General features: G+C 60.4%; 17 protein-coding genes. 12 read left to right on the top strand and 5 right to left on the bottom strand.

Annotation, left to right across the window (positions count from 1 at the left end; all coding sequences use genetic code 11):
- The first annotated feature begins 1 nt into the window (after nucleotide 1).
- From ispG to ACXX9E_RS28280, 8 genes are all read left to right on the top strand, one after another.
- Nucleotides 2-1,111: a flavodoxin-dependent (E)-4-hydroxy-3-methylbut-2-enyl-diphosphate synthase gene (gene ispG, locus ACXX9E_RS28315; RefSeq protein ID WP_025109215.1), complete on the top strand. Its 1,110-nt coding sequence runs from the start codon at nucleotides 2-4 to the stop codon at nucleotides 1,109-1,111.
- A 37-nt stretch (nucleotides 1,112-1,148) separates the two neighbouring features.
- A complete protein-coding gene (gene hisS, locus ACXX9E_RS28310) occupies nucleotides 1,149-2,438 on the top strand; it encodes a histidine--tRNA ligase (RefSeq protein ID WP_123466037.1) in 1,290 nt (429 codons plus the stop codon).
- Between the two features lie 41 nt (nucleotides 2,439-2,479).
- Complete coding sequence (locus ACXX9E_RS28305) at nucleotides 2,480-3,121, top strand: YfgM family protein (protein ID WP_123466039.1); 642 nt, start codon at nucleotides 2,480-2,482, stop codon at nucleotides 3,119-3,121.
- Entirely contained in the window at nucleotides 3,114-4,265 is a 1,152-nt protein-coding gene (gene bamB / locus ACXX9E_RS28300; RefSeq protein ID WP_267798638.1) for an outer membrane protein assembly factor BamB, read from the top strand. Before ACXX9E_RS28305 ends, bamB begins: the two co-directional genes overlap by 8 nt.
- Before the next feature lie 213 nt (nucleotides 4,266-4,478).
- Entirely contained in the window at nucleotides 4,479-5,951 is a 1,473-nt protein-coding gene (gene der / locus ACXX9E_RS28295) for a ribosome biogenesis GTPase Der (RefSeq protein ID WP_123466043.1), read from the top strand.
- A gap of 152 nt (nucleotides 5,952-6,103) precedes the next feature.
- Nucleotides 6,104-7,252, top strand: coding sequence for a pyridoxal phosphate-dependent aminotransferase (locus ACXX9E_RS28290; RefSeq protein ID WP_186748228.1), 1,149 nt, complete (start codon nucleotides 6,104-6,106; stop codon nucleotides 7,250-7,252).
- A complete protein-coding gene (locus ACXX9E_RS28285; RefSeq protein ID WP_128616295.1) occupies nucleotides 7,240-8,031 on the top strand; it encodes an amidohydrolase in 792 nt (263 codons plus the stop codon). Before ACXX9E_RS28290 ends, ACXX9E_RS28285 begins: the two co-directional genes overlap by 13 nt.
- Nucleotides 8,032-8,112: 81 nt before the next feature.
- Nucleotides 8,113-8,511 carry a hypothetical protein gene (locus tag ACXX9E_RS28280; protein ID WP_123466048.1) on the top strand — a complete coding sequence of 133 codons (399 nt, stop codon included), beginning with the start codon at nucleotides 8,113-8,115 and terminating at the stop codon, nucleotides 8,509-8,511.
- 147 nt (nucleotides 8,512-8,658) lie between these two features.
- On the opposite strand, the gene leuA is transcribed toward ACXX9E_RS28280, so the two are convergent.
- From leuA to ACXX9E_RS28260, 4 genes are all read right to left on the bottom strand, one after another.
- Nucleotides 8,659-10,338 carry a 2-isopropylmalate synthase gene (gene leuA, locus ACXX9E_RS28275; protein WP_458556556.1) on the bottom strand — a complete coding sequence of 560 codons (1,680 nt, stop codon included), beginning with the start codon at nucleotides 10,336-10,338 and terminating at the stop codon, nucleotides 8,659-8,661.
- A 462-nt stretch (nucleotides 10,339-10,800) separates the two neighbouring features.
- Entirely contained in the window at nucleotides 10,801-11,625 is an 825-nt protein-coding gene (locus ACXX9E_RS28270; protein WP_123466052.1) for a M23 family metallopeptidase, read from the bottom strand.
- Nucleotides 11,626-11,628: 3 nt separating this feature from the next.
- Complete coding sequence (gene xseA / locus ACXX9E_RS28265; protein ID WP_458556555.1) at nucleotides 11,629-13,008, bottom strand: exodeoxyribonuclease VII large subunit; 1,380 nt, start codon at nucleotides 13,006-13,008, stop codon at nucleotides 11,629-11,631.
- 87 nt (nucleotides 13,009-13,095) lie between these two features.
- The gene (locus tag ACXX9E_RS28260) at nucleotides 13,096-14,040 is read right to left on the bottom strand and encodes a LysR family transcriptional regulator (RefSeq protein WP_458556554.1); all 945 of its coding nucleotides are present in this window, start codon (nucleotides 14,038-14,040) and stop codon (nucleotides 13,096-13,098) included.
- A gap of 100 nt (nucleotides 14,041-14,140) precedes the next feature.
- On the opposite strand from ACXX9E_RS28260, the gene ACXX9E_RS28255 reads away from it, so the two are divergent.
- The 4 genes from ACXX9E_RS28255 to guaA all read left to right on the top strand — a co-directional run bounded on the left by ACXX9E_RS28255 (nucleotide 14,141) and on the right by guaA (nucleotide 18,928).
- Complete coding sequence (locus tag ACXX9E_RS28255; RefSeq protein WP_458556553.1) at nucleotides 14,141-14,908, top strand: sulfite exporter TauE/SafE family protein; 768 nt, start codon at nucleotides 14,141-14,143, stop codon at nucleotides 14,906-14,908.
- 182 nt (nucleotides 14,909-15,090) lie between these two features.
- Nucleotides 15,091-15,639 (top strand): sugar ABC transporter ATPase, encoded by a 549-nt coding sequence (locus ACXX9E_RS28250; RefSeq protein ID WP_123466059.1) that lies wholly within the window; start codon nucleotides 15,091-15,093, stop codon nucleotides 15,637-15,639.
- A 116-nt stretch (nucleotides 15,640-15,755) separates the two neighbouring features.
- Nucleotides 15,756-17,225, top strand: a complete 1,470-nt coding sequence (gene guaB / locus ACXX9E_RS28245; RefSeq protein ID WP_123466061.1) for an IMP dehydrogenase — start codon at nucleotides 15,756-15,758, stop codon at nucleotides 17,223-17,225.
- A 125-nt stretch (nucleotides 17,226-17,350) separates the two neighbouring features.
- Entirely contained in the window at nucleotides 17,351-18,928 is a 1,578-nt protein-coding gene (gene guaA / locus ACXX9E_RS28240; protein WP_458556552.1) for a glutamine-hydrolyzing GMP synthase, read from the top strand.
- Between the two features lie 106 nt (nucleotides 18,929-19,034).
- Here guaA and ACXX9E_RS28235 read toward each other — a convergent pair whose 3' ends face one another.
- Entirely contained in the window at nucleotides 19,035-22,121 is a 3,087-nt protein-coding gene (locus ACXX9E_RS28235; protein WP_458556551.1) for a membrane-targeted effector domain-containing toxin, read from the bottom strand.
- Nucleotides 22,122-22,208 lie beyond the last annotated feature (87 nt).

The raw sequence follows: 22,208 nt of genomic DNA, 5'->3' as shown, positions 1-22,208 counted from the left end.
CATGCACGGCGAATCTCCAATCAAACGTCGCGTTTCGCGCAAGATCTGGGTCGGTAACGTACCTGTTGGCGGCGATGCGCCTATCGCTGTGCAGAGCATGACCAACAGCGACACCAATGATGTGGCTGCCACCGTTGCCCAGATCAATCGTCTGGAAGCGGCCGGCGTCGACATCGTCCGCGTTTCGGTACCGGACATGGACGCCGCCGAGGCGTTCGGCAAGATCAAGCAACTGGTCAAGGTGCCGCTGGTTGCCGACATCCACTTCGACTACAAGATTGCCTTGCGCGTCGCCGAACTGGGTGTGGACTGCCTGCGTATCAACCCGGGCAACATCGGTCGTGAAGACCGCGTGCGCGCCGTGGTCGATGCTGCCCGTGATCGCGGTATTCCGATCCGCATCGGCGTCAACGCCGGTTCCCTGGAAAAAGACCTGCAAAAGAAATACGGCGAGCCGACCCCGGCCGCCCTGGTCGAATCCGCCCTGCGTCACGTCGAGCACCTCGAACGCCTGAATTTCCAGGACTTCAAGGTCAGCGTGAAGGCCTCTGACGTGTTCATGGCCGTCGAAGCCTACCGCTTGCTGGCCAAGGAAATCGTCCAGCCGCTGCACCTGGGCATTACCGAAGCCGGTGGATTGCGTTCGGGCACAGTGAAATCCGCCGTGGGCCTAGGTATGCTGCTCGCCGAGGGGATTGGCGATACTATCCGCATCTCGCTGGCGGCCGACCCGGTCGAGGAAGTGAAGGTCGGTTACGACATTCTCAAGTCTTTGCATCTGCGTTCCCGTGGCATCAACTTCATCGCCTGCCCGAGCTGCTCGCGGCAGAACTTCGATGTGGTCAAGACCATGAACGAGCTGGAAGGGCGTCTTGAAGACCTGCTGGTGCCGCTGGATGTCGCGGTGATCGGTTGTGTGGTCAACGGCCCCGGCGAAGCCAAGGAAGCCCATATCGGCTTGACCGGCGGTACGCCAAACCTGATTTACATCGACGGCAAGCCGTCGCAGAAACTGACGAATGACAATCTGGTGGACGAGCTGGAAAAGCTGATCCGCGAGAAAGCGGCCGAGAAGGTCGAAGCTGACGCAGCGGTTATCGCGCGCGGCTGAGCCTGACTGAAGCGCCGAACGAATTTAAGGATTTAAAGTGAGCAAGTCTTTGCAAGCCATACGTGGCATGAACGACATCCTGCCCGAACAAACCCCGCTGTGGCGTTATTTCGAGGGCACCGTTGCGCGTTTGCTGGATAACTACGGTTACAAGCAGATTCGCATGCCGATCGTCGAATTCACCGAGCTGTTCAAGCGCTCGATCGGTGAAGTGACCGACATCGTCGAAAAAGAGATGTACACCTTCGAAGACCGCAACGGCGACTCCCTGACCCTGCGTCCGGAAGGTACCGCGGCGTGCGTGCGTGCGGTGCTCGAACACGGCATCACCGGCGGTGGCCAGGTGCAGAAACTCTGGTACATCGGCCCGATGTTCCGCCACGAGCGTCCGCAGAAAGGCCGCTATCGCCAGTTCCACCAGATCGGTCTGGAGGTGTTCAACCTCGACGGTCCGGACATCGACGCCGAGCTGATCATCATGACCTGGCGCCTGTGGGGCGAGCTGGGCATCCGTGATGCGGTCAAGCTCGAACTCAACAGTCTGGGCACCAGCGAGTCCCGTGGTCGTTACCGTGAAGCGCTGGTCGAGTACCTCTCGGCGCACCACGACAAGCTCGACGAAGACAGCCAGCGTCGCCTGAAAACCAATCCGCTGCGCGTGCTCGACACCAAAAATGCCGACACTCAAGCGGTGCTGGTCGGTGCGCCGAAGATGGCGGACTACCTGGATGACGAATCCCGTGCCCACTTCGAAGGCCTGAAGGCGCGTCTGGATGCCGTCGGCATTCCGTACGTGCTCAACCCGAAGCTGGTACGCGGCCTCGACTACTACAGCAAAACCGTATTCGAATGGGTCACCGACAAGCTCGGCGCCCAGGGCACTGTCTGCGCGGGCGGTCGTTACGACGGTCTGGTCGAGCAAATGGGCGGCAAGCCGACTACCGGCGTGGGTTTCGCCATGGGTATCGAACGTCTGGTGCTGATGCTGGAAACCCTCGAGCAGATCCCGGAAGAAATCTCCCGTCAGGTCGACGTCTACCTCTGCGCCTTCGGTGAGCAAGCCGAACTGGCCGGCCTGGCCCTGGCCGAGCGTGTCCGCGATCAACTTCCAAACCTGCGTCTGCAAGTCAATGCCGGCGCCGGCAGCTTCAAAAGCCAGTTCAAGAAAGCCGACAAGAGCGGTGCGCTGTACGCACTGATCCTGGGTGACGACGAAATGGCCCAGCAAGTGGTAGGTTTCAAACCCCTGCGTGGCCAGGGCGAACAACAAAGCATTGCCTGGGATGCGCTCGCCGCTCACCTGGCCACCTGCGTCGTGCAGGGTTGAAGCTGTCTAAACAGCCGATTTAGCGATTAAGGAGTATTGGGGTGTCGAGTACCGAAGACGAACAGTTGGCGGATTTGAAGGACTGGTGGACACGCAACGGCAAACCTCTGGTCACCGGCGGCCTGTTGGCACTGGTTATCGTGTTCGGCTGGCAGGCTTATCACAAGTATCAGAGCAACCAGTCGCAAGGCGCCTCGGTGCTTTATCAGCAACTGCTGGAAACCACGCTGACGCCTGACGGCAAGCCTGATGCGGCCCGCGTTGCGGATCTGGCCGGCAAGCTCAACAGCGAATTCGGCGGCACCGCGTACGCGCAGTACGGCAGCCTGTTCGTGGCAAAAGTGGCGGTCGACAGCGGCAAGCTGGACGACGCGGCGACCGAGCTCAAAGCCATTGTCGACAAACCGGCCAACCCGGCGCTGGGCGAAATCGCCCGTCAGCGTCTGGCGCAGGTGTTCGGCGCGCAGAACAAGGCCGAAGACGCCCTGAAACTGCTCGACGGCGACGCCGACAAAGCGTTCCTGGCCACTCGCGAAGAACTCAAGGGCGACCTGCTGGTGCAGCTGGGCCGTACCGATGACGCGAACAAGGCGTATCAAAAAGCCAAGGCTGCACTGTCGGATGAAGCGGCGGTCGGTGGCCTTCAAATCAAGCTCGACGACCTGGCCAAAGGGGATGCGTGACGTGATCCGTTGGAAGCATGCAGCATTGCTGGCTCTGGCCTTGTTGGCCGCGGGTTGCAGCAGCAACAGTAAAAAAGAATTGCCACCGGCCGAGCTGACCGACTTCAAAGAAGAAGTGGTTCTGCACAAGCAGTGGAGTCGTTCGATCGGTGACGGTCAGGGCGAAACCTACAACATGCTGGTGCCGGCGATCGACGGTGACACCATCTACGCCGCCGATGTAACCGGCGTGGTGATGGCCATGGATCGCGGCAATGGCGACGTGAAATGGAAGCAGGATCTTGATCTGCCTGTCTCCGGCGCTGTCGGCGTTGGCTACGGTCTGGTGCTGATCGGTACGCTGCGTGGCGAAGTCATCGCGCTGGACGCCATCAACGGTGAAGAGAAGTGGCGCGCGCGCGTGACCAGTGAAGTCCTCGCACCGCCGGCCAACAACGGTGACGTCGTAGTGGTGCAGACCCAGGACGATCGTCTGATCGGTCTGGATGCTGCCACCGGTACGCAACGCTGGGTGTATGACAGCACCCCGGCCGTGCTGACCCTGCGTGGCACCAGTGCACCGCTGGTGACCAACCGCCTCGCGGTGGCAGGTCTGTCCACCGGTAAAGTGGTCGCGCTGGACATTTCCAACGGCGTGCCGGTCTGGGAACAACGGATCGCGATTCCACAGGGTCGTTCGGAACTGGAGCGCGTGGTCGACATCGACGGCGGCCTGCTGCTGTCCGGCGGCACCCTGTACGTGGCCAGCTATCAGGGTCGCGTGGCGGCACTGGATCTGGAAAGCGGCCGTCAACTCTGGCAGCGCGATGCGTCGAGCTATGCCGGTATTGCCCAAGGTTTCGGCAGCGTTTACGTGAGCCTGTCCTCGGGCACCGTTGAAGGCGTCGACGAGCGTTCCACCACCGCGCTGTGGAGCAACGATTCGCTGGCTCGTCGTCAACTGTCGGCTCCGGAAGTGTTCTCCAGCTATGTTGCAGTAGGTGACCTGGAAGGTTATCTGCACCTGCTGAGTCAGGTTGACGGTCGTTTCGTCGGCCGTGAGCGCATCGACAGCGACGGCCTGCGTGCCCGTCCGCTGGTGGTGGGTGACACGATTTATGTGTATGGCAACAGCGGCAAACTGGAAGCCCTGACCATCAAGTAAGAACTATGCTTGGGGTTAACACCCCCAGGCAGCTTCACTGGTAGGAGCGAGCCTGCTCGCGAAGGGCGTCAACGATGACGCGTACAGCCTGAATAAACGCGGTGCTGTTAGCGTTTTTCGCGAGCAAGCCCGCTCCCACAGTGTTGCCCCGAGCACCAGCCGCTGCCTCGCAGCGGCTTTTGTATTTTCTGAAATAACGAAGTGGAGAGCCGCATGGTTCCCGTAATCGCCCTGGTGGGCCGACCGAACGTCGGCAAATCCACCTTGTTCAACCGCCTGACCAGGACTCGCGACGCCATTGTCGGCGACTTGTCCGGTCTGACCCGTGATCGCCAGTACGGTGAGGCCAAGTGGCAAGGGCGTTCCTACATTCTGATCGACACCGGCGGTATCTCCGGTGACGAACATGGTATGGACGAAAAAATGGCCGAGCAGTCGCTGCTGGCCATCGAAGAGGCAGATGTTGTTCTGTTCCTGGTAGATGCCAAGGCTGGTTTCACCGCCGCCGACCAGATGATCGCCGAACACCTGCGCAAACGTAACAAGCGTTCCCACGTGGTGGCCAACAAGGTCGACAACATCGACCCGGAAATGGCTCGCGCCGAGTTCGCCCCGCTGGGCATGGGCCACGCGATCCCGATCGCCGGTGCTCACGGCCGTGGTATCACGCAGTTGCTGGAAGCCGCTCTGAGCGATTTCCCGCGTGACGATGACGAGCCGCAGGAAGGCGAAGAGGAAGAGATCGTTGCCGAAGGCGAGGAAGCCAAGCGCATTCCTGGCCCGAGCGAAAAAGACGGGATCAAGATCGCCATCATCGGCCGTCCGAACGTGGGCAAATCGACCCTGGTCAACCGCATGCTCGGTGAAGACCGGGTGATCGTCTATGACCAGCCCGGCACCACCCGCGACAGTATCTACATCCCGTTCGAACGGAATGAAGAGAAGTACACGCTGATCGACACCGCCGGTGTGCGCAAGCGCGGCAAGATCCACGAAGAAGTCGAAAAGTTCTCCGTGGTCAAAACCCTGCAGGCGATCAAAGACGCCAACGTGGTGATCTTCGTGATGGACGCCCGCGAAGGCGTGGTCGATCACGACCTCAACCTGCTGGGCTTCGCCCTTGAAGCCGGTCGGGCGCTGGTGATCGCGATCAACAAGTGGGACGGCATGACGCCGAGCGAGCGCGACTTTGTGAAGGTCGAGCTGCAGCGTCGCCTGTTCTTCGTCGACTTCGCCGACATCCACTTCATCTCGGCGCTGCACGGTACCGGCGTGGGCAACCTCTACGCTTCGGTGCAGAACTCGTTCAAGTCGGCCGTCACCCGCTGGCCGACCAGCCGCCTGACCCAGATCCTTGAAGATGCGGTCAGCGAGCACCAGCCGCCGATGGTCAACAGCCGTCGGATCAAGCTGCGTTACGCTCACCTGGGGGGGGCTAACCCGCCGATCATCGTGATCCACGGTAACCAGATCGAGAAAGTGCCGAAGTCCTACGTACGCTATCTGGAAAACACCTACCGTCGTGTGCTGAAGCTGGTCGGTACGCCGATCCGCATCGAGTTCAAGGGTGGCGAGAACCCGTACGAAGGCAACAAGAACACGCTGACCGACCGTCAGGTCAACAAGAAGCGTCGTTTGATGTCGCACAACAAGAAAGCCAGCAAGAAGCGTCGCGACAAGAAGTAAAAAGCAGCTTCAAGTTTCGAGCTGCAAGCTTCAAGTAAAAGCGATAAAGCAGAGAGGGCTTCGTATGAAGCCCTTTTTTGTGGGCGCGGGTTTTTGCTTGCAGCTTGCAGCTTGACGCTTGAAACTTGCAATTCACCTGCAAGGGGCTTCCGATGATCACCAGTAAGCTGCCGAATGTCGGCATCACGATTTTCACGCAGATGTCTCAGCTCGCGGCGCAAACCGGGGCCATCAACCTTTCCCAGGGGTTCCCTGATTTCGACGGCCCGCAATCCCTGCGCGATGCGGTGGCTCGGCACGTTGCCAGCGGCCATAACCAGTATTCACCCATGACCGGTCTGCCGGCGTTGCGTCAGCAGATAGCTGCGAAGATTGCCCGCAGTTACGGGGTTAACGTCGATGCCGACCACGAAGTGACCGTCACACCGGGCGCGACCCAGGCGATCTTCTGTGCGATTCAGGCCGTTATCCACAGCGGCGACGAAGTCATCGTCTTCGACCCGTGCTACGACAGCTACGAACCGGCGACGGAACTGGCAGGTGGCCGTTGCGTGCATGTGCAGTTGAGTCCGGACGATTTCTCCATTGATTTCGACAAGCTCGCCACGGCCCTGAGTCCGCGCACGAAAATGATCGTTCTCAACACCCCGCACAACCCCAGCGGCGCGCTGATCAGCCGTGCCGAGCTCGACCAACTGGCGGCCCTGATCCGGGGGCGCGACATCTACCTGATCAGCGACGAAGTCTATGAACACCTGGTGTTCGACGGCGTGCCGCATGTCAGCGTACTGGCCCATGAGGAGCTGTATCAGCGCGCCTTCGTCGTCAGCTCGTTCGGCAAGACTTACCACGTGACCGGCTGGAAGACTGGCTATGTGGTCGCTCCCCCGGCGCTGACCGCCGAACTGCGCAAGGTGCACCAGTACGTCAGTTTCTGCGGTGTGACGCCGCTGCAATATGCCCTGGCCGATTACATGGCCGAGCATCCCGAGCACGTCGAGGAACTGCCGGGCTTCTATCAGGCCAAGCGCGATCTGTTCTGCGATCTGCTGGCGCCGTCGCGCTTCAGCTTTACCCGGGTCACCGGCACCTATTTTCAACTGGTCGATTACTCGCAGATCCGCCCCGACCTGAATGACGTCGAGATGGCCATGTGGATGACCCGCGAGCACGGTGTGGCGAGTATTCCAGTGTCGGTGTTCTACCAGAATCCACCCGAAGGCCGGCGCCTCGTGCGTCTGTGCTTCGCCAAACGCGAGGAGACGCTGCGCGAAGCAGCGGCAAAACTATGCGCGATCTGAGTGCGTTACCCGATCTCAATCTGGCGCTGATCCAGACCAGTCTGGCGTGGCACGATCGCCAGGCCAATCTCGAGCATTTCGAGCAGTTGCTGGAACAGGCGCGCGGTGCGGATCTGATCATTCTGCCGGAGATGTTTACCACCGGTTTCTCCATGGAGTCCGCGACCCTCGCCGAAGCCGAAAATGGCCCGACCAGCAAATGGCTGCGGGTGCAGGCGGCGAAGTTCAATGCCGTGATCACCGGCAGCGTGATCATTCAGGCGGCCGACGGCAGCCATCGCAACCGCTTGTTGTGGGCGCGGCCGGACGGTGAAGTGCTGCATTACGACAAGCGTCACCTGTTCCGCATGGCCGGCGAGCACAACCACTACACCCCCGGCGAACGCCAGGTGCAGTTCGAACTCAAGGGCTGGCGGATACGGCCGCTGATTTGTTACGACCTGCGCTTCCCGGTGTGGAGCCGTGATGCGCAGGACACTGACTTGCTGCTGTACACCGCCAACTGGCCGGGGGCTCGGCGTCTGCACTGGAATCGCCTGTTGCCGGCGCGGGCCATCGAAAACCTCTGTTACGTGGCGGCGGTGAATCGTGTCGGCACCGACGGCAAGGGCTTCGCTTACACCGGCGACAGTCAGGTCCTGGATTTCCAGGGCGAAATGTTACTGGCGGCAGGGGAGGCCGACGGTGTGTTCAAGGCCGTACTGGAAGCCGCGCCGCTGGCGGCTTATCGCGAGCGCTTTCCGGCGAATCTGGACGCGGACACCTTCGAGTTCATCTGAGGTTTGTATGGAAACTCATACAATTGCATTCAGATTTGGCGCTGTTTGCCGATAGGAAGATCAGCCAAGGAGGATTTTCCAATGACCAGCATCAGCGCCACCGCCGTCAATCCCTATCCGGTTACGCCGTCAAAAGTGTCGATCCGTGACCCGCAAGAGCAAACCGCCAACCCGTTGAACGCTACCGATGCCAATGGTGACGGTGAGCTGCGCGTGAACAGCGCAGATGCCAACATCGCTTCAGTCGGCGATGCTGGCAGTCCGATCGAAGCCCTGAAAAAGCAGATCGCCGAGGCGCAGAAGTTGTTGGCCGAGCAGCAGGCTCAGTTGGCCAGCAGCGAGCGCGGCAACGCCAGCGCGGAGCAAAAGGCTCAGCAGGTAATGGAGATCCAGACACAGATCGCCGTGACGGCCAGCAACATTCAAGTGCTGCAGGCGACCTTGTTGCAGGCAATGTTGAGTGTCGATGTGCACGCCTGAGATTTTTCTCGCTTGATCTGGCTTCTTCGCGGGCAAGTCGAAACTTCGCAGCGCCTACGAAGAGGCCACTGAAGTCAGCGTAAAGGCACCAGGCAAAAAAAGGCCCCGAGGTTCGCACCCCGGGGCCTTGTGTATTTCAGCGAAGGCTTAAGCCGCTTTCGCTTCCGGCTGGCTCAACGAGCGGTTCAGCGCGCTGAACAGGGCCTTGAAGCTGGCCGTGGTGATGTTTTCATCAATGCCCACGCCGTGTACCGCACGCTCGCCGTTCACCCGCAATTCGATGTAGGCCGCTGCCTTGGCATTGGTCCCCGCGCCGATGGCGTGTTCGTTGTAGTCCATGATTTCCACCGGAATCGGCAGGCCGGCCACCAGTGCTTCCAGCGCACCGTTGCCCTTGCCGCGCCAGTGCAGGTTGGTTTCGCCCTGACCCTTGCTCGCCACTTCCACTTCGACGGCGCTGTTGCCGTTTTCTTCCTGCAGGCGATGGCTGACCAGTGCGTACGGGGTGTTGGCTTGCAGGTATTCGCTGATCAACAGCGAGTGGATCTGCTTGGCGGTCATCTCAAGGCCCAGGCGATCGGTTTCACGCTGCACGACCTGGCTGAACTCGATCTGCATGCGACGTGGCAGGCTGATGCCGTATTCCTGCTCCAGCAAGTAAGCGATACCGCCCTTGCCCGACTGGCTGTTGACGCGAATCACCGCCTCGTAGCTGCGGCCGATGTCGGCCGGGTCGATCGGCAGGTACGGCACTTCCCACAGTGTGTCCGGTTGCTGCTGGGCGAAGCCCTTGCGGATCGCATCCTGGTGCGAGCCGGAGAATGCGGTGTGGACCAGATCGCCCACGTACGGGTGGCGTGGGTGCACCTGAATCTGGTTGCACTCTTCGACGACTTTGCGCACGCCGTCGATGTCGGAGAAGTCCAGCTCAGGGTCGACGCCCTGGGTGTACATGTTCAGGGCCACGGTGACGAGGTCGACGTTACCGGTACGCTCGCCGTTGCCGAACAGGCAGCCTTCGACGCGATCCGCGCCGGCCATCAGGCCCAGCTCGGTGGCGGCGACGCCGGTGCCACGGTCGTTGTGGGTGTGCAGGCTGATGATCACGCTGTCACGACGGTTGATGTTGCGGCCAAACCATTCGATCTGGTCGGCGTAGACGTTCGGGGTCGCGCATTCGACGGTGGCCGGCAGGTTGAGGATCATCTTGTGCTCAGGCGTCGGGTTCCAGACCTCGATCACCGCGTCGCAGACTTCCTTGGCGAATTCCAGCTCGGTGGCGCTGAAGGTTTCCGGCGAGTACTCGAAAGTCCACTCGGTGTCCGGCTGCATGGCTGCGTATTTGACGAACAGCTTGGCGGCGTTCACGGCGATGGCCTTGATACCGTCCTTGTCCTGGTTGAAGACGATGCGACGGAAGGACGGCGAGGTGGCGTTGTACAAGTGAACGATGGCTTTCTTCGCCCCGCGCAGGGATTCGAAGGTGCGCTCGATCAGGTCTTCACGGCCCTGGGTCAACACCTGGATGGTGGTGTCGTCCGGGATGTGGCCTTCTTCGATCAGGGTACGCACGAAGTCGAAGTCGGTTTGCGAAGCGGCCGGGAACGAGGCTTCGATTTCCTTCACACCCGCCTGAACCAGGGTCTTCCAGAAGCGCAGCTTCTTCACCGCGTCCATCGGCTCGATCAACGACTGGTTACCGTCACGCAGGTCGGAGCTGCACCAGATCGGCGCGGCGTCGATGGTTTTCGACGGCCAGGTGCGATCCGGCAAGTTGATGACGGGGAACGCGCGGTATTTCGAAGACGGATCTTTGAGCATGCTCATCGGGAAATTCCTTATTGTCTGGGCCGAAAAGAGGCGGCCTGCCGGTGGAATAAAAGTTCTTGGAAAAGCGTGGGACGAGGCGCAGCGATTCAGCCCGGCAGTCGTGCGCTGACGAGGCACAGGCTGCGGTGCTGGCGAAGCTGAATAAGGGTGTGAGAGGTTTTCATGCCTTAAACCCTAACCGCGAGGGGAGAGGATGGCAAGCAGTCGAAAAAAATTGAGAGGAATACTCTGAAATTGGGGTTTTGCAGGATTTTATTGCGCTTAAGGCGGTAGATCTTGTTGATGTTTGCGTGAGGCTAGATTGGGGCGCAATCGAGGATTGTGGAGCGTTGGCAGGTATGAGTGTGTTTCACAGGCCGCCTTCGCGAGCAAGCTCGCTCCCACATCGGATCGTGTTCATGCACATATCCTTGTGGGAGCGAGCTTGCTCGCGAAGAGGCCATCAGCCCATTCAAATGTTTAAGGTTGGAACGCGCCAATGAAAATCGCCGGGTCCACCCGCGCATCGTTCAGGCTGACATTCCAGTGCATGTGCGGCCCGGTCGCCCGCCCGGTCGAGCCGACCTTACCGACCACCGCGCCACGGGCCAGTTGATCGCCGACCTTCACATCAATTTTCGACATATGGCAGAACATGCTGATGAAGCCCTGCCCGTGATCGACAAACACCGTGTTGCCATTGAAGAAGTAGTTGCCGGTCAGAATCACCTTGCCCGCCGCCGGGGTCTTGATCGGCGTGCCGGCCGGTACCGCAAAGTCGAGGCCTGCATGGGGATTGCGCTCTTCGCCATTGAAGAAACGACGCACACCGAACTTGCTCGACAGCGGCCCGTTGACCGGTTTGTCCAGCAGCAGATTGCTCGGCGTGTTCGGGCTGAAGCTGCGATACGCCTTGATCTGCTCGGCCAGTTCACCCTCGATGCGCTTGAGGTTCGACTGATCCGGATTGACTTGCTGCTTGTTCTTCAGGGTGATGCGTTGTTCCGGATATTTTTTGTTGCCCACGGTGAACGGCAGATTACGCCCGCCACTGCTGATCTGCTGCGCGCCTGGTTTGACGGTTAGCGGCACGCCGACAATCGCCAGCCAGTTGTTCTGTTCTTTCACCACCAGCACCGGTTTGCCCTGATAGGTGGCTTTCGGTGCCTGCGCGGCTGCGCCCAGATCAACCACCGCCACGCCGCCCGGCACCGGTTTGTTGAGTAGCCGAGTGATGTAGCTGTCGGCGTGGGCATTGAAAGTGGTCAAACACAGCAACAATAACGGAGCGAAAAAACGCGGCATGGATCAGTCCAGTAAAGAGAGGGTGACAGGCGTCAGGTGGTTGTCCTCGACGCGCACTTGCAGTTCGCCTTCGCCGAGTCTGGCCTTCAGGCGCTGCCCGGTGTGGGTCTGCGCGGCGTTGCGGATCGCGTGGCCACGCTCATCCAGCAGAATGCTGTAACCGCGACCGAGGGTTGCCAACGGGCTGACCACATGCAGCGTCTGCATCTGGCTGTGCAGTTGCAGGCGACGGCTTTTCAGGCCTTCGCGTATGGCCCGGGGCAGGCGTTCGGCGAGGCTGTCGAGGCGCTGGCGCAACATCGCCAGTTGGCGTCCCGGGTGTTGCCCGGCGAGTCGGGTTTCCAGACGGATCAGGCGTTCGCGACGAGTATTGAGCTGACGCTCGAAGGCGCGACGCATGCGCATGTCCAGGTCATCCAGACGCTGCGCCTGCTGGCGCAGACGTTCGCCGGGATGCCGCAGGCGCCGGGCCATGCCTTCCAGGCGCAGACGGTCGCGCATCAAGCGGTCACGCATGCGCATCACCAAGCGGCGATGCAGGCTTTCGACCTGACGTATCAGGTGACTGGAATCGGGAGCAAGCAGTTCGGCAGCCGCCGACGGCGTGGGGGCGCGTACGTCGGCAACAAAGTCGCTGATCGACACGTCGGTTTCATGGCCGACAGCGCTGACAATCGGTGTTACACAGGCATCGACCGCACGCGCCACAGCCTCTTCGTTGAAGCACCAGAGGTCTTCCAGCGAGCCGCCGCCACGGGCGAGGATCAGCGCGTCGAAACCGCGGGCGTCGGCCAGCTTCAGTGCGCGGACAATCTGCGCGGTGGCCTCGCGGCCCTGTACGGCCGTGGGGATCAGCGTCAGTTGCACCTGCGGTGCACGGCGGCGGAACACGCTGATGATGTCGCGAATCACCGCGCCGGTCGGCGAACTGATGATGCCGATGCGCTGCGGATGCGCCGGCAGCGGCACTTTGCGCTCGGCGCTGAACAGGCCTTCGGCGCTGAGTTTTTCCTTCAGCGCATCGAACGCCAGACGCAGCGCGCCATCACCGGCCGGTTCGACGGTGTCGAGAATCAGTTGATAGTCGCCGCGGCCTTCGAACAGCGAAACCTTGCCGCGTACCTTCACGGCCAGGCCGTCCTTCAGCGCCTGGCGCACCCGCGCCGCGTTCTGCCGGAACAGCGCGCAACGCACCTGCGCGCCGCTGTCCTTGAGGGTGAAATACACATGGCCGGACGCCGGGCGGGCGAGGTTGGAGATTTCGCCTTCGACCCAGATGTTGCTGAACACGTCTTCGAGCAACACCCGCGCGCGGCCGTTGAGCTGGCTGACGGTCAGGACTTCGCGGTCAAGGCCGAGCCTTGAAAAGGGATCTTTAATCATGGGGCGCAGTTTAAAGGCATTTGCTGATCAATCTCCATGAATCACCACAAATCCAATTGTGGGAGCGAGCCTGCTCGCGCAAGCGTCTTATCCTTCGACATCTTCAGTGGCTGACAGTCCGCATTCGCGAGCAGGCTCGCTCCCACATGGGGGATTGCTGAAAGCCTGGATGAAGTGGTGGATCAGCGGGGTGGGATTTTGGCGATAGGCGAGGGCGACGGTGCTTTGGCAATCGGCATCTGTCAACGGAAGAAATCGTACGCCGGGCGGCGCGATGTCCTGCATGGACTCAGGCAGCAGGGCGATGCCGAATCCGGCCTGGATCAATTGCAGCTGAGTGGTCTTGCGCGACATCACCCGCGCCGCTTTGGGGAAAAAGCCCTGGCGCATGCACAGGTCGGCACACAGATAACTGAGCCCGCCGCGCTGGGGATGAGGGATCGAGATGAACGCCTCGTCTCGCAGTTGCACCAGTTCAACAGAGGCCGAATCGGCCAGGCGATGATCGTTCGGCACCGCCAGCAGCAGGCGTTCGGTGAATACCGGCGCCACCTGAATCCCTTCACGCTGACGCAATACCGGCAGGCGCAGCAGGCCAACGTCGAGACGTCCTTCAGCCAGCTCTTCAAGCTGCGCCTCGGAGGACAGCTTGCCGAGGTCCAGCGATACGCCGGGCTGTTGATCGAGATAAGTGCTGATCCGGCGTAATAAATGTCCGCTGATCGACACGGTGCTGGAGTGACTCAGGCGCAACGTGCCCCGTTGGCCGGCGCCGACTTCGGTTGTCATCGCGCAGGCTTTGCTCAGTTCATTGAGCAGGTTTCTGGCTCGCGGCAACAACGCCTCACCTGCCGCCGTGAGCCGTGGCTGGCGCGCGGTGCGCTCGAACAGTGGCGTTTGCAGGCGGGTTTCCATGTCCTTGATCTGCCGGCTCAGCGCCGATTGCGCGATAAACAGACGTTCAGCGGCCGCACTGAAACTGCCGCATTCGGCAATTTCCACGAAGTAGCGCAGTTGACGGGTCGAGAGCACGAGGTATGCCTTTTCGAGATGAGTAAGCGGCTTTGAACATATTAGTCGCAACGCCTGGCGCTGGCTAAAGTCATCTCAGGCTTATGGGGGATGTGCAGTGATGAGTGTGCTGGGGTTTTTGAGTGAGTGGACGTGGGGCGCGGGTGGCTGGGCGATGATCGGGTTGGGGATCACGCTGGCCTATATTGTCTTCGGCATTGCCGGATTTGGCACGGCGCTGGTCGCGGGGCCGATGCTGATTCTGTTCATGCCGCTGTCGAAAATCGTGCCGTTGCTGGTGCTGCTGGATTTCGTCGCGGCGTTTGGCAATCTGCTGCCCTCGCGCCGGGACGTGGCGAAACCCGAGCTGCTGCGTTTGTTGCCGTGTATGGCGGTGGGTTGCACGTTGGGGGTGATTTTCCTGCTTAACCTCAAATCCGATGTGCTGTTGCTGTTGATGGGGCTGTTTATCAGCGCCTATGCCGTTTACAGCCTGTGGGTGAATGTGCGGCCGACGCAATTGCCGGCGGCGTGGGCCGTGCCGATGGGCACGGTGGGCGGGTTGTTCGGGGCGTTATTCGGCAGTGGCGGCTTCTTGTATGCGATCTATCTCAATAGTCGTCTGCCAAAAGAGGCGGCCCGGGCCACGCAAAGTGCGCTGATCAGTTGCAGCACGGTGGTGCGTTTGAGCCTGTTCGCCATCGCCGGTGTGTATGCCGAGCTACCCTTGTTGATGCTGGCGCTGTGTCTGTTGCCGGCCATGGCATTGGGGCTGTGGATCGGGCGGCGGTTGACCATGCGTTTGTCGCGCGAGGCGTTTGTGCGGCTGGTGACGTGGCTGGTGCTGGCCAGCGGGATTGCGTTGATCGGACGCTATCTCGGCACTTGACCGGATTTTGTCAGGGATTAAGCTGCCGGCCGCGCTGACGCCTTCGCGGGCAAACCCGCTTCCACAGGTCTCTCGGGTGTACACAACATTTGTGACTGCCGAGATCTGTCGGAGCGAGCTTGCCCGCGAAAGCAGCGGAGTGAGCACCGCAGAATTTCCATTTGACGTCGCAGGCTGCACCCATGAATTCGCAAAGCATCATCGTCCCGAAAATCTCCACCCTGCCGGTCCACGAACCCCGGGCACGGGCGATCGTGCGTTGGCTGGTGCGCAAGAACATCGTCAAGGAAGAGCTCACGACCTGCGGACGCACCGGCAATCGCATGGGGTACGCCTTGGCTGACGGCGCGCGGGCGGTGGTGCTGCATCCCGAGGCGCTGCCGTTTGGCGAGCCGGTCAACGGGCTGGAGATCATCACCAAACGCTGCATCTATACACCGGCCAAGGGGTTTCTCGAAGAAGCCGGTTGCGCCGAGTGTCGCCGCGAGGTTGGCGAAGCGTTGTTCGAAAGCCTGGAAGACTGGATGCCTGGGCGCACCGACAACTTCACCTGCCCGGAATGCGGGCATGAAGACGACATCAACGGCTTTCTGTATTTGCAGGAGTGCGCGTTCTCCAACCTTGGCTTCATCTTCAACAACTGGCTGGAGGCTGGATTCAAGCAGAGCTTTATCGACGAATTCGCCGATTGGCTCGATCAACCTGTCTCTTGGGTCAAGGTGGAGCTGTAGCGGCGGGGATCTCCGTATATCAGCAACATTGATATTAGGCTGAGTTTTACATTGAACAGCAGGGGGTGGATGACTATAATGGCGCGCTTCCATTTTCCCGCTCGGGAGCCCCCGCGATGCTGCGTATCAGCCAAGAAGCTCTGACATTCGACGACATTCTCCTAGTGCCCGGTTATTCCGAGGTGCTTCCTAACGAAGTCAGTCTCAAGACCCGCCTTACCCGTGGCATCGAGCTGAACATTCCTCTGGTTTCTGCCGCCATGGACACCGTTACTGAAGCCCGTCTGGCAATCGCCATGGCTCAGGAAGGTGGCATCGGCATTATCCACAAGAACATGACCATCGAGCAGCAAGCTGCCGAAGTGCGTAAGGTCAAGAAGTTCGAAGCCGGCGTCGTCAAGGATCCGATCACCATCGAGGCGGATGCCACGGTGCGTGACTTGTTCGACTTGACCCGCATGCACAACATTTCCGGCGTTCCGGTGCTGCACGATGGCGACCTGGTCGGCATCGTCACTTCCCGTGACGTACGCTTCGAAACCCGTCTGGATGCCACCGTCCGCGAAGTGATGACGCCTAAAGAGCGTCTGGTCACTGTGCGCGAAGGCGCCGACAAGAACGAAGTCCGCGAGCTGTTGCACAAGCACCGCCTGGAAAAAGTCCTGATCGTCGACGACAAGTTTGCCCTCAAAGGCATGATGACCGTCAAAGACATCGAAAAAGCCAAAGCCTACCCGCTCGCCAGCAAGGACGATCAAGGTCGTCTGCGCGTTGGCGCTGCCGTCGGTACCGGTAAAGACACCGGTGACCGCGTTGCCGCGCTGGTCAATGCCGGTGTGGACGTCGTGGTGGTCGACACCGCGCACGGTCACTCCAAAGGTGTGATCGACCGCGTTCGCTGGGTCAAGGAAAACTTCCCTGAAGTGCAGGTGATCGGCGGCAACATCGCCACCGGCGCTGCCGCCAAGGCCCTGGCCGAAGCTGGCGCCGATGCGGTCAAGGTCGGTATCGGCCCAGGCTCGATCTGCACCACGCGTATCGTCGCCGGTGTCGGCGTGCCGCAAATCAGTGCCATCGCCAACGTCGCCGCTGCCCTCGAAGGCACTGGTGTTCCGTTGATCGCCGACGGCGGCATCCGTTTCTCCGGTGACCTGTCCAAGGCCATCGTGGCGGGTGCGTCCTGCGTGATGATGGGCTCGATGTTCGCCGGTACCGAAGAAGCGCCGGGCGAGATCGAACTGTTCCAGGGCCGTTCGTACAAGGCTTACCGCGGTATGGGTTCGCTGGGCGCCATGTCCCAGGCGCAAGGTTCGTCCGACCGTTACTTCCAGGACTCCTCGGCAGGCGCCGAGAAGCTGGTGCCGGAAGGTATCGAAGGCCGTGTGCCGTATAAAGGCACCCTGACGGCGATCATTCACCAGTTGATGGGCGGTCTGCGTTCCTCGATGGGTTACACCGGCAGTGCCGACATCGAAGAAATGCGCACCAAGCCCGAGTTCGTGCGGATCACCGGTGCCGGTATGGCCGAATCCCACGTCCACGACGTGCAGATCACCAAAGAAGCGCCAAACTACCGAGTCGGCTAACGCCGACAGCTATAAGCCACAAGCTATAAGCTGCAAGCGGTACTGCATTCATGCAGCTACCGCGCAGCTTCCGATAACTTGCAGCTTGCAGCTTGAAGCTTGCAACTGCTTTTCAGAGCTCTACCATGGCCCTCGATATTCACGCTCACCGCATCCTGATCCTCGACTTCGGCTCGCAATACACCCAACTGATCGCCCGCCGCGTGCGTGAGATCGGTGTGTACTGCGAACTGCACCCGTTCGACATGGACGAAGATGCGATCCGCGAATTCGCTCCTAAAGGCGTCATCCTCGCCGGCGGCCCCGAGTCCGTGCACGAAGCCAACAGCCCGCGCTGCCCGCAGGCCGTGTTTGACCTGGGCGTACCGGTCTTCGGTATCTGCTACGGCATGCAGACCATGGCCGAGCAACTGGGCGGCAAGGTGGAAGGTTCCGAACTGCGTGAGTTCGGCTACGCCCGCGTTGACGTGGTCGGCAAGAGCCGCCTGCTTGACGGCATCGAAGACCACATCGACGCCGACGGCCTGTTCGGTCTCGACGTATGGATGAGCCACGGTGACAAGGTCACCAAAATGCCGGCAGACTTCCACATCCTCGCCAGCACCCCGAGCTGCCCGATCGCCGGCATGTTCAACGACGAACGCGCTTACTACGGCGTGCAGTTCCACCCGGAAGTGACCCACACCAAGCAGGGCGGTCGCATCCTGTCGCGCTTCGTGCTGGACATCTGTGGCTGTGAAGCCCTGTGGACCCCGTCGAAGATCGCTGAAGACGCTATCGCCAACATCCGCGCACAAGTCGGCACCGACAACGTGCTGCTGGGCCTGTCCGGCGGTGTTGACTCCTCGGTGGTTGCCGCACTGCTGCACAAGGCCATCGGCGACCAGCTGACCTGCGTGTTCGTCGACAACGGCCTGTTGCGTCTGCACGAAGGCGAGCAAGTAATGGCCATGTTCGCCGAGAACATGGGCGTCAAGGTGATCCGCGCCAACGCTGAAGACCAGTTCCTCAATAACCTGGCCGGCGAAGCCGACCCGGAGAAGAAGCGCAAGATCATCGGCCGTACCTTCATCGACGTGTTCGATGCCGAATCCTGCAAACTGGACAACATCAAGTACCTGGCTCAGGGCACCATCTACCCGGACGTGATCGAGTCGGCTGGCGCGAAAAGCGGCAAGGCCCACGTGATCAAGTCGCACCACAACGTGGGCGGCCTGCCGGAAGAGATGAACCTGAAACTGGTCGAGCCATTGCGCGAACTGTTCAAGGACGAAGTCCGTCGTCTGGGGCTGGAACTGGGCCTGCCGTACGACATGGTCTACCGTCACCCGTTCCCGGGCCCGGGCCTTGGCGTGCGCATCCTCGGTGAAGTGAAGAAGGAATACGCCGATCTGCTGCGTCGTGCCGACCACATCTTCATCGAAGAACTGCGCAAGTCCGACTGGTACCACAAGGTCAGCCAGGCGTTCGTGGTGTTCCAGCCGGTGAAATCGGTTGGCGTGGTCGGCGATGGCCGTCGTTACGCCTGGGTCGTGGCCCTGCGTGCCGTGGAAACCATCGACTTCATGACCGCACGTTGGGCTCACCTGCCTTACGAACTGCTGGAAACCGTTTCCGGCCGCATCATCAATGAAATCGAAGGCATCTCCCGCGTCACTTACGACGTGTCGAGCAAGCCGCCGGCGACGATTGAGTGGGAATGATCCCGCGCATGCCGTGACGGTGTGAGTGCAGGCAAACAAGAGGCCGCGTGAAGCAATGTTTCACGCGGCCTCTGCGTTTGCGGCGTTCATTTCTAACCGATCAGCCTCAATCAGGAATCCGGCTGCGCAATATCAGCCCGGTATCGGATAGTCGTTGAGACATGTCCCTCAGGCTGGCGAACTCAATGTCATTCACACGCTGCCATGCAGGTCGGTGGAGGGACACCTTGCCGTCACTCGATCGAGTAATCGGTGTGCGTTGCAGCAAACCCTGTTTGCTGCGGTGGATCAGGGTGTAGCTGTCGCCTGTTTTTTCGAACAGATACATGCCGCGCCTGTATAAGAGATTCTCCAGCGTCTCCTCGTTCCAGTTCACCTCGGGTGCCTGAACTTTCCAGCGCAAATCGGCGCGAAGAAGGTCCGGATTCCCTTGCCTGACGGTAGCCCCGGGCGGGCTGTCGCGTGGTACTTCAACCCCTGGATCGACATCCACACCCAGCTCTTCACCGATGCCGACTTCAGCGATTCGCAGGCCGATTCCGCCCTTCAATTCACTGATACCCATCAGTCCTCGGAAGGTATTGGTGTTGTGAGCATCCGTCACTACGAGCCATTTTCCCGGGCTGTTGAGGTAAGCGTCGCCGGTCATGATGTCGTTTGCCAGGTAGGTGCTCATCATTTGCTCGTCGACGGAGGGCAGCGGTGCTTTCATTTTGTAGCTCGCGGCGCAGTCGATCGCCTGGATCCGAACACCGTTTGCTCGCGCGGCCTGAACCAGTTCCAGCGGGTTGAATCGACCGGCGGGATCGGTGCCCAGGCTGCTCAGGTAAGTGCGTAATTGCGCAGTCATGTTGCCGCTGCTGAAATAGCGGTTCAGTTCAACTTGAGCGAAGTCACTGAGCAGTCCGCGCATGTAGAGGGTTTTTACGTGACGGGCCAGCGCGGGCATGCTTTCAATCAGAAAACGCAGGCTGGCGATGCGATTCAGGGTTTCACCCACTACCAGCCCTGAAGCACTTTCAAAAATCCTGTCGACAAGATCGGCCAGCGGCATCAGGCGGCTGATTTCGGGTATTGCCGGACGCGCAGGCAGAATGACCCACGGCAGGTTCTTGAAAAAAATTCTGGCTAAACTCTGCAAGAGTTGGCGCTTACCGGATGCGTACAACTCGAACGGATCGTCCATGGCAAAGCCGCCGGCTCCGTCGGGCTGCAACTGGACATGGGCCTCGTCGAGGTTCAACGCCCAGCTTCTTATCGAACTGCGCACCGTTGGATCGATATCGTAGGCGCTGGTCACTGGACGAGGAGGGCGCGATGTCGACGGTTGCGGTTCCTGCGCCGGTTGAGCGGGTACCTCGGGCGGTGCAGGTTCGAAGGTATCGAGTTCGATATCAGGGGCGCATTGCTTGCCCATGCATTGACCTCCACCTCTGAGCCCCAGTGCAGGCATGCGCTCCCAGTCACCTTCGCCATTGAGACGGACTGGCAGGGCGTGGACGAACTGGTTGGGTCGCTCCGGGTCAACGATCGCCCAGTCGCCACTGCCCCGAGAGTTGGTGAAGTAGCGCACATAGTACGGCGTGTCATTCATCAAAATGGCATAGGGCGGATCCGTGTCGAGGCGGTAGATTCCGTGGAATTTCCCGGACTCCTCGCCGAGTGCCGTACCGTCGAGCAACTCGTTGCATTGATAACGCTCGGGCACCGCTGGCGGTGGGACGTTCTGCGCCGGAACCAGGACTGTTTCATCGAGATTTGGCCCGGTAATGTCGACATCCTCCGACACCATGATCTGCATTGGGTTGCCAGCCTCGGTGGCAGGGTTCAAGGCTTCGCTGTAGTCGGCCATTTCTGCGGCCTCTGCCGCATCGACCTCGGCGCCCATTTCCAGCATCGGCCCGGTGCCGATCAGCAATGGCAGATTGAGTAACAGGTTGATGCCATTCAGGACCGCATCCAGCACGCCGGCCTTGCGTTCGGCCCTTGTCTTGCCGTTTTGCGCCTGATCAATATTCAGACCCATGCTGGCCACGGTGGCGCCAATCACCGGCAACGCCAGCGGCCAACCGACAGTGGCCATCGGACCGAACACTTTGAGGCCGGCACTCAGATAGCCGATCCACAGTTTTTTGCGCAGATCGCCATTGGACGTCAGTGACAGGTGGGCTTCAGCAAACATCACCTGACGGGTCGAGTCGCGCAGCCAGCTGAATGCATCATCGCTCAGCACCTGATTTGCGCGGTTGATCAACTGATGGTCGGCCCGGCCCCAGGTGCTCACCAATCGGTTCATCAGATCGGACATGTTCTCGTTCATGTGCTGACGATCGGCGAGGGCAAAGTGATCCAGGAAGTTCGCGCAGCGTTTTGCGTCGTTCAGTTGATCCAGTACCCACCAATGCAGGTCCGCTGCCGTTTCCTTGATCACGAACGCCTCGGTTTCACTGGGCAGATAGATAATCTGGCGACCGGCGGGATCGACGATGCGCAGCAATTGCGTGGCGACATGCCCGTCGACGTCGAAGGCGCATACGTCGCCCGTTGGCGTGTGGCTCGCTTGCAGCATGCTCAGGCTCACCGGCCAACTGACGGGCCCCACCACTGAGCCCGTCAGCCATTGGAAGTCAGTGCCGCTGAGCTGCCCAAGGTCCAGCGCCTGCACCGCACGGCTGAGGAAATTGCACTTGGCCAAGGTGCGAAAATCCTCGCTGTGACTGTTCCAGAAGTCCGTCAGGGTGGTGCTGTAGTTGCCACTGAAGTCGAGGTTCCAGAACGCGTTCAAGACCTCGTTGCCATGCAGGCACACCTGGTTTTTTTCGTCGAAGTTCTCGCCCTGCGGACCTTCGGTGTAGAAGCCGCCGTACAGATCGAGCAGGTCGGCGTTGTCCTGGTCGGTGGCGCGGAAACGATGAATGACCAACTGTGTCAGGGTCAGTGATTCGTAGGGTTTTTCGCGGATGTGCTCCCAGCCGGTAAACGAGCGGGTGCTGCTCTGGGCCGTCTTGAAGCGATGGAAATAAACCTGATCCGGATCGAGGCTCAACAAGCCTTTTGCTTCCAGCAGATTACGCGCGGCTTCATGGGCGGCGTCCTGCAGGCCGGGGCAGTTCTGCACGACGGTATAGGCGATTCGCTGCAGCGCCGCTTTGTCTGCCGCGTTCGGTAGAGGGCCTTGTTGGGTGGCGTACATGCTTTCTCCATCCTTGAGAATTGAGGGCCGAGCATGTCCGACTCGCTCAAGGGGAGTGCACTACATATGTACCGCACATGATCGTTC

This window comes from Pseudomonas sp. GNP014 (assembly GCF_054344005.1).
The sequence above is the reverse complement of the archived record's forward strand: the minus strand, read 5'-3'. Positions and strand labels throughout refer to the sequence as shown.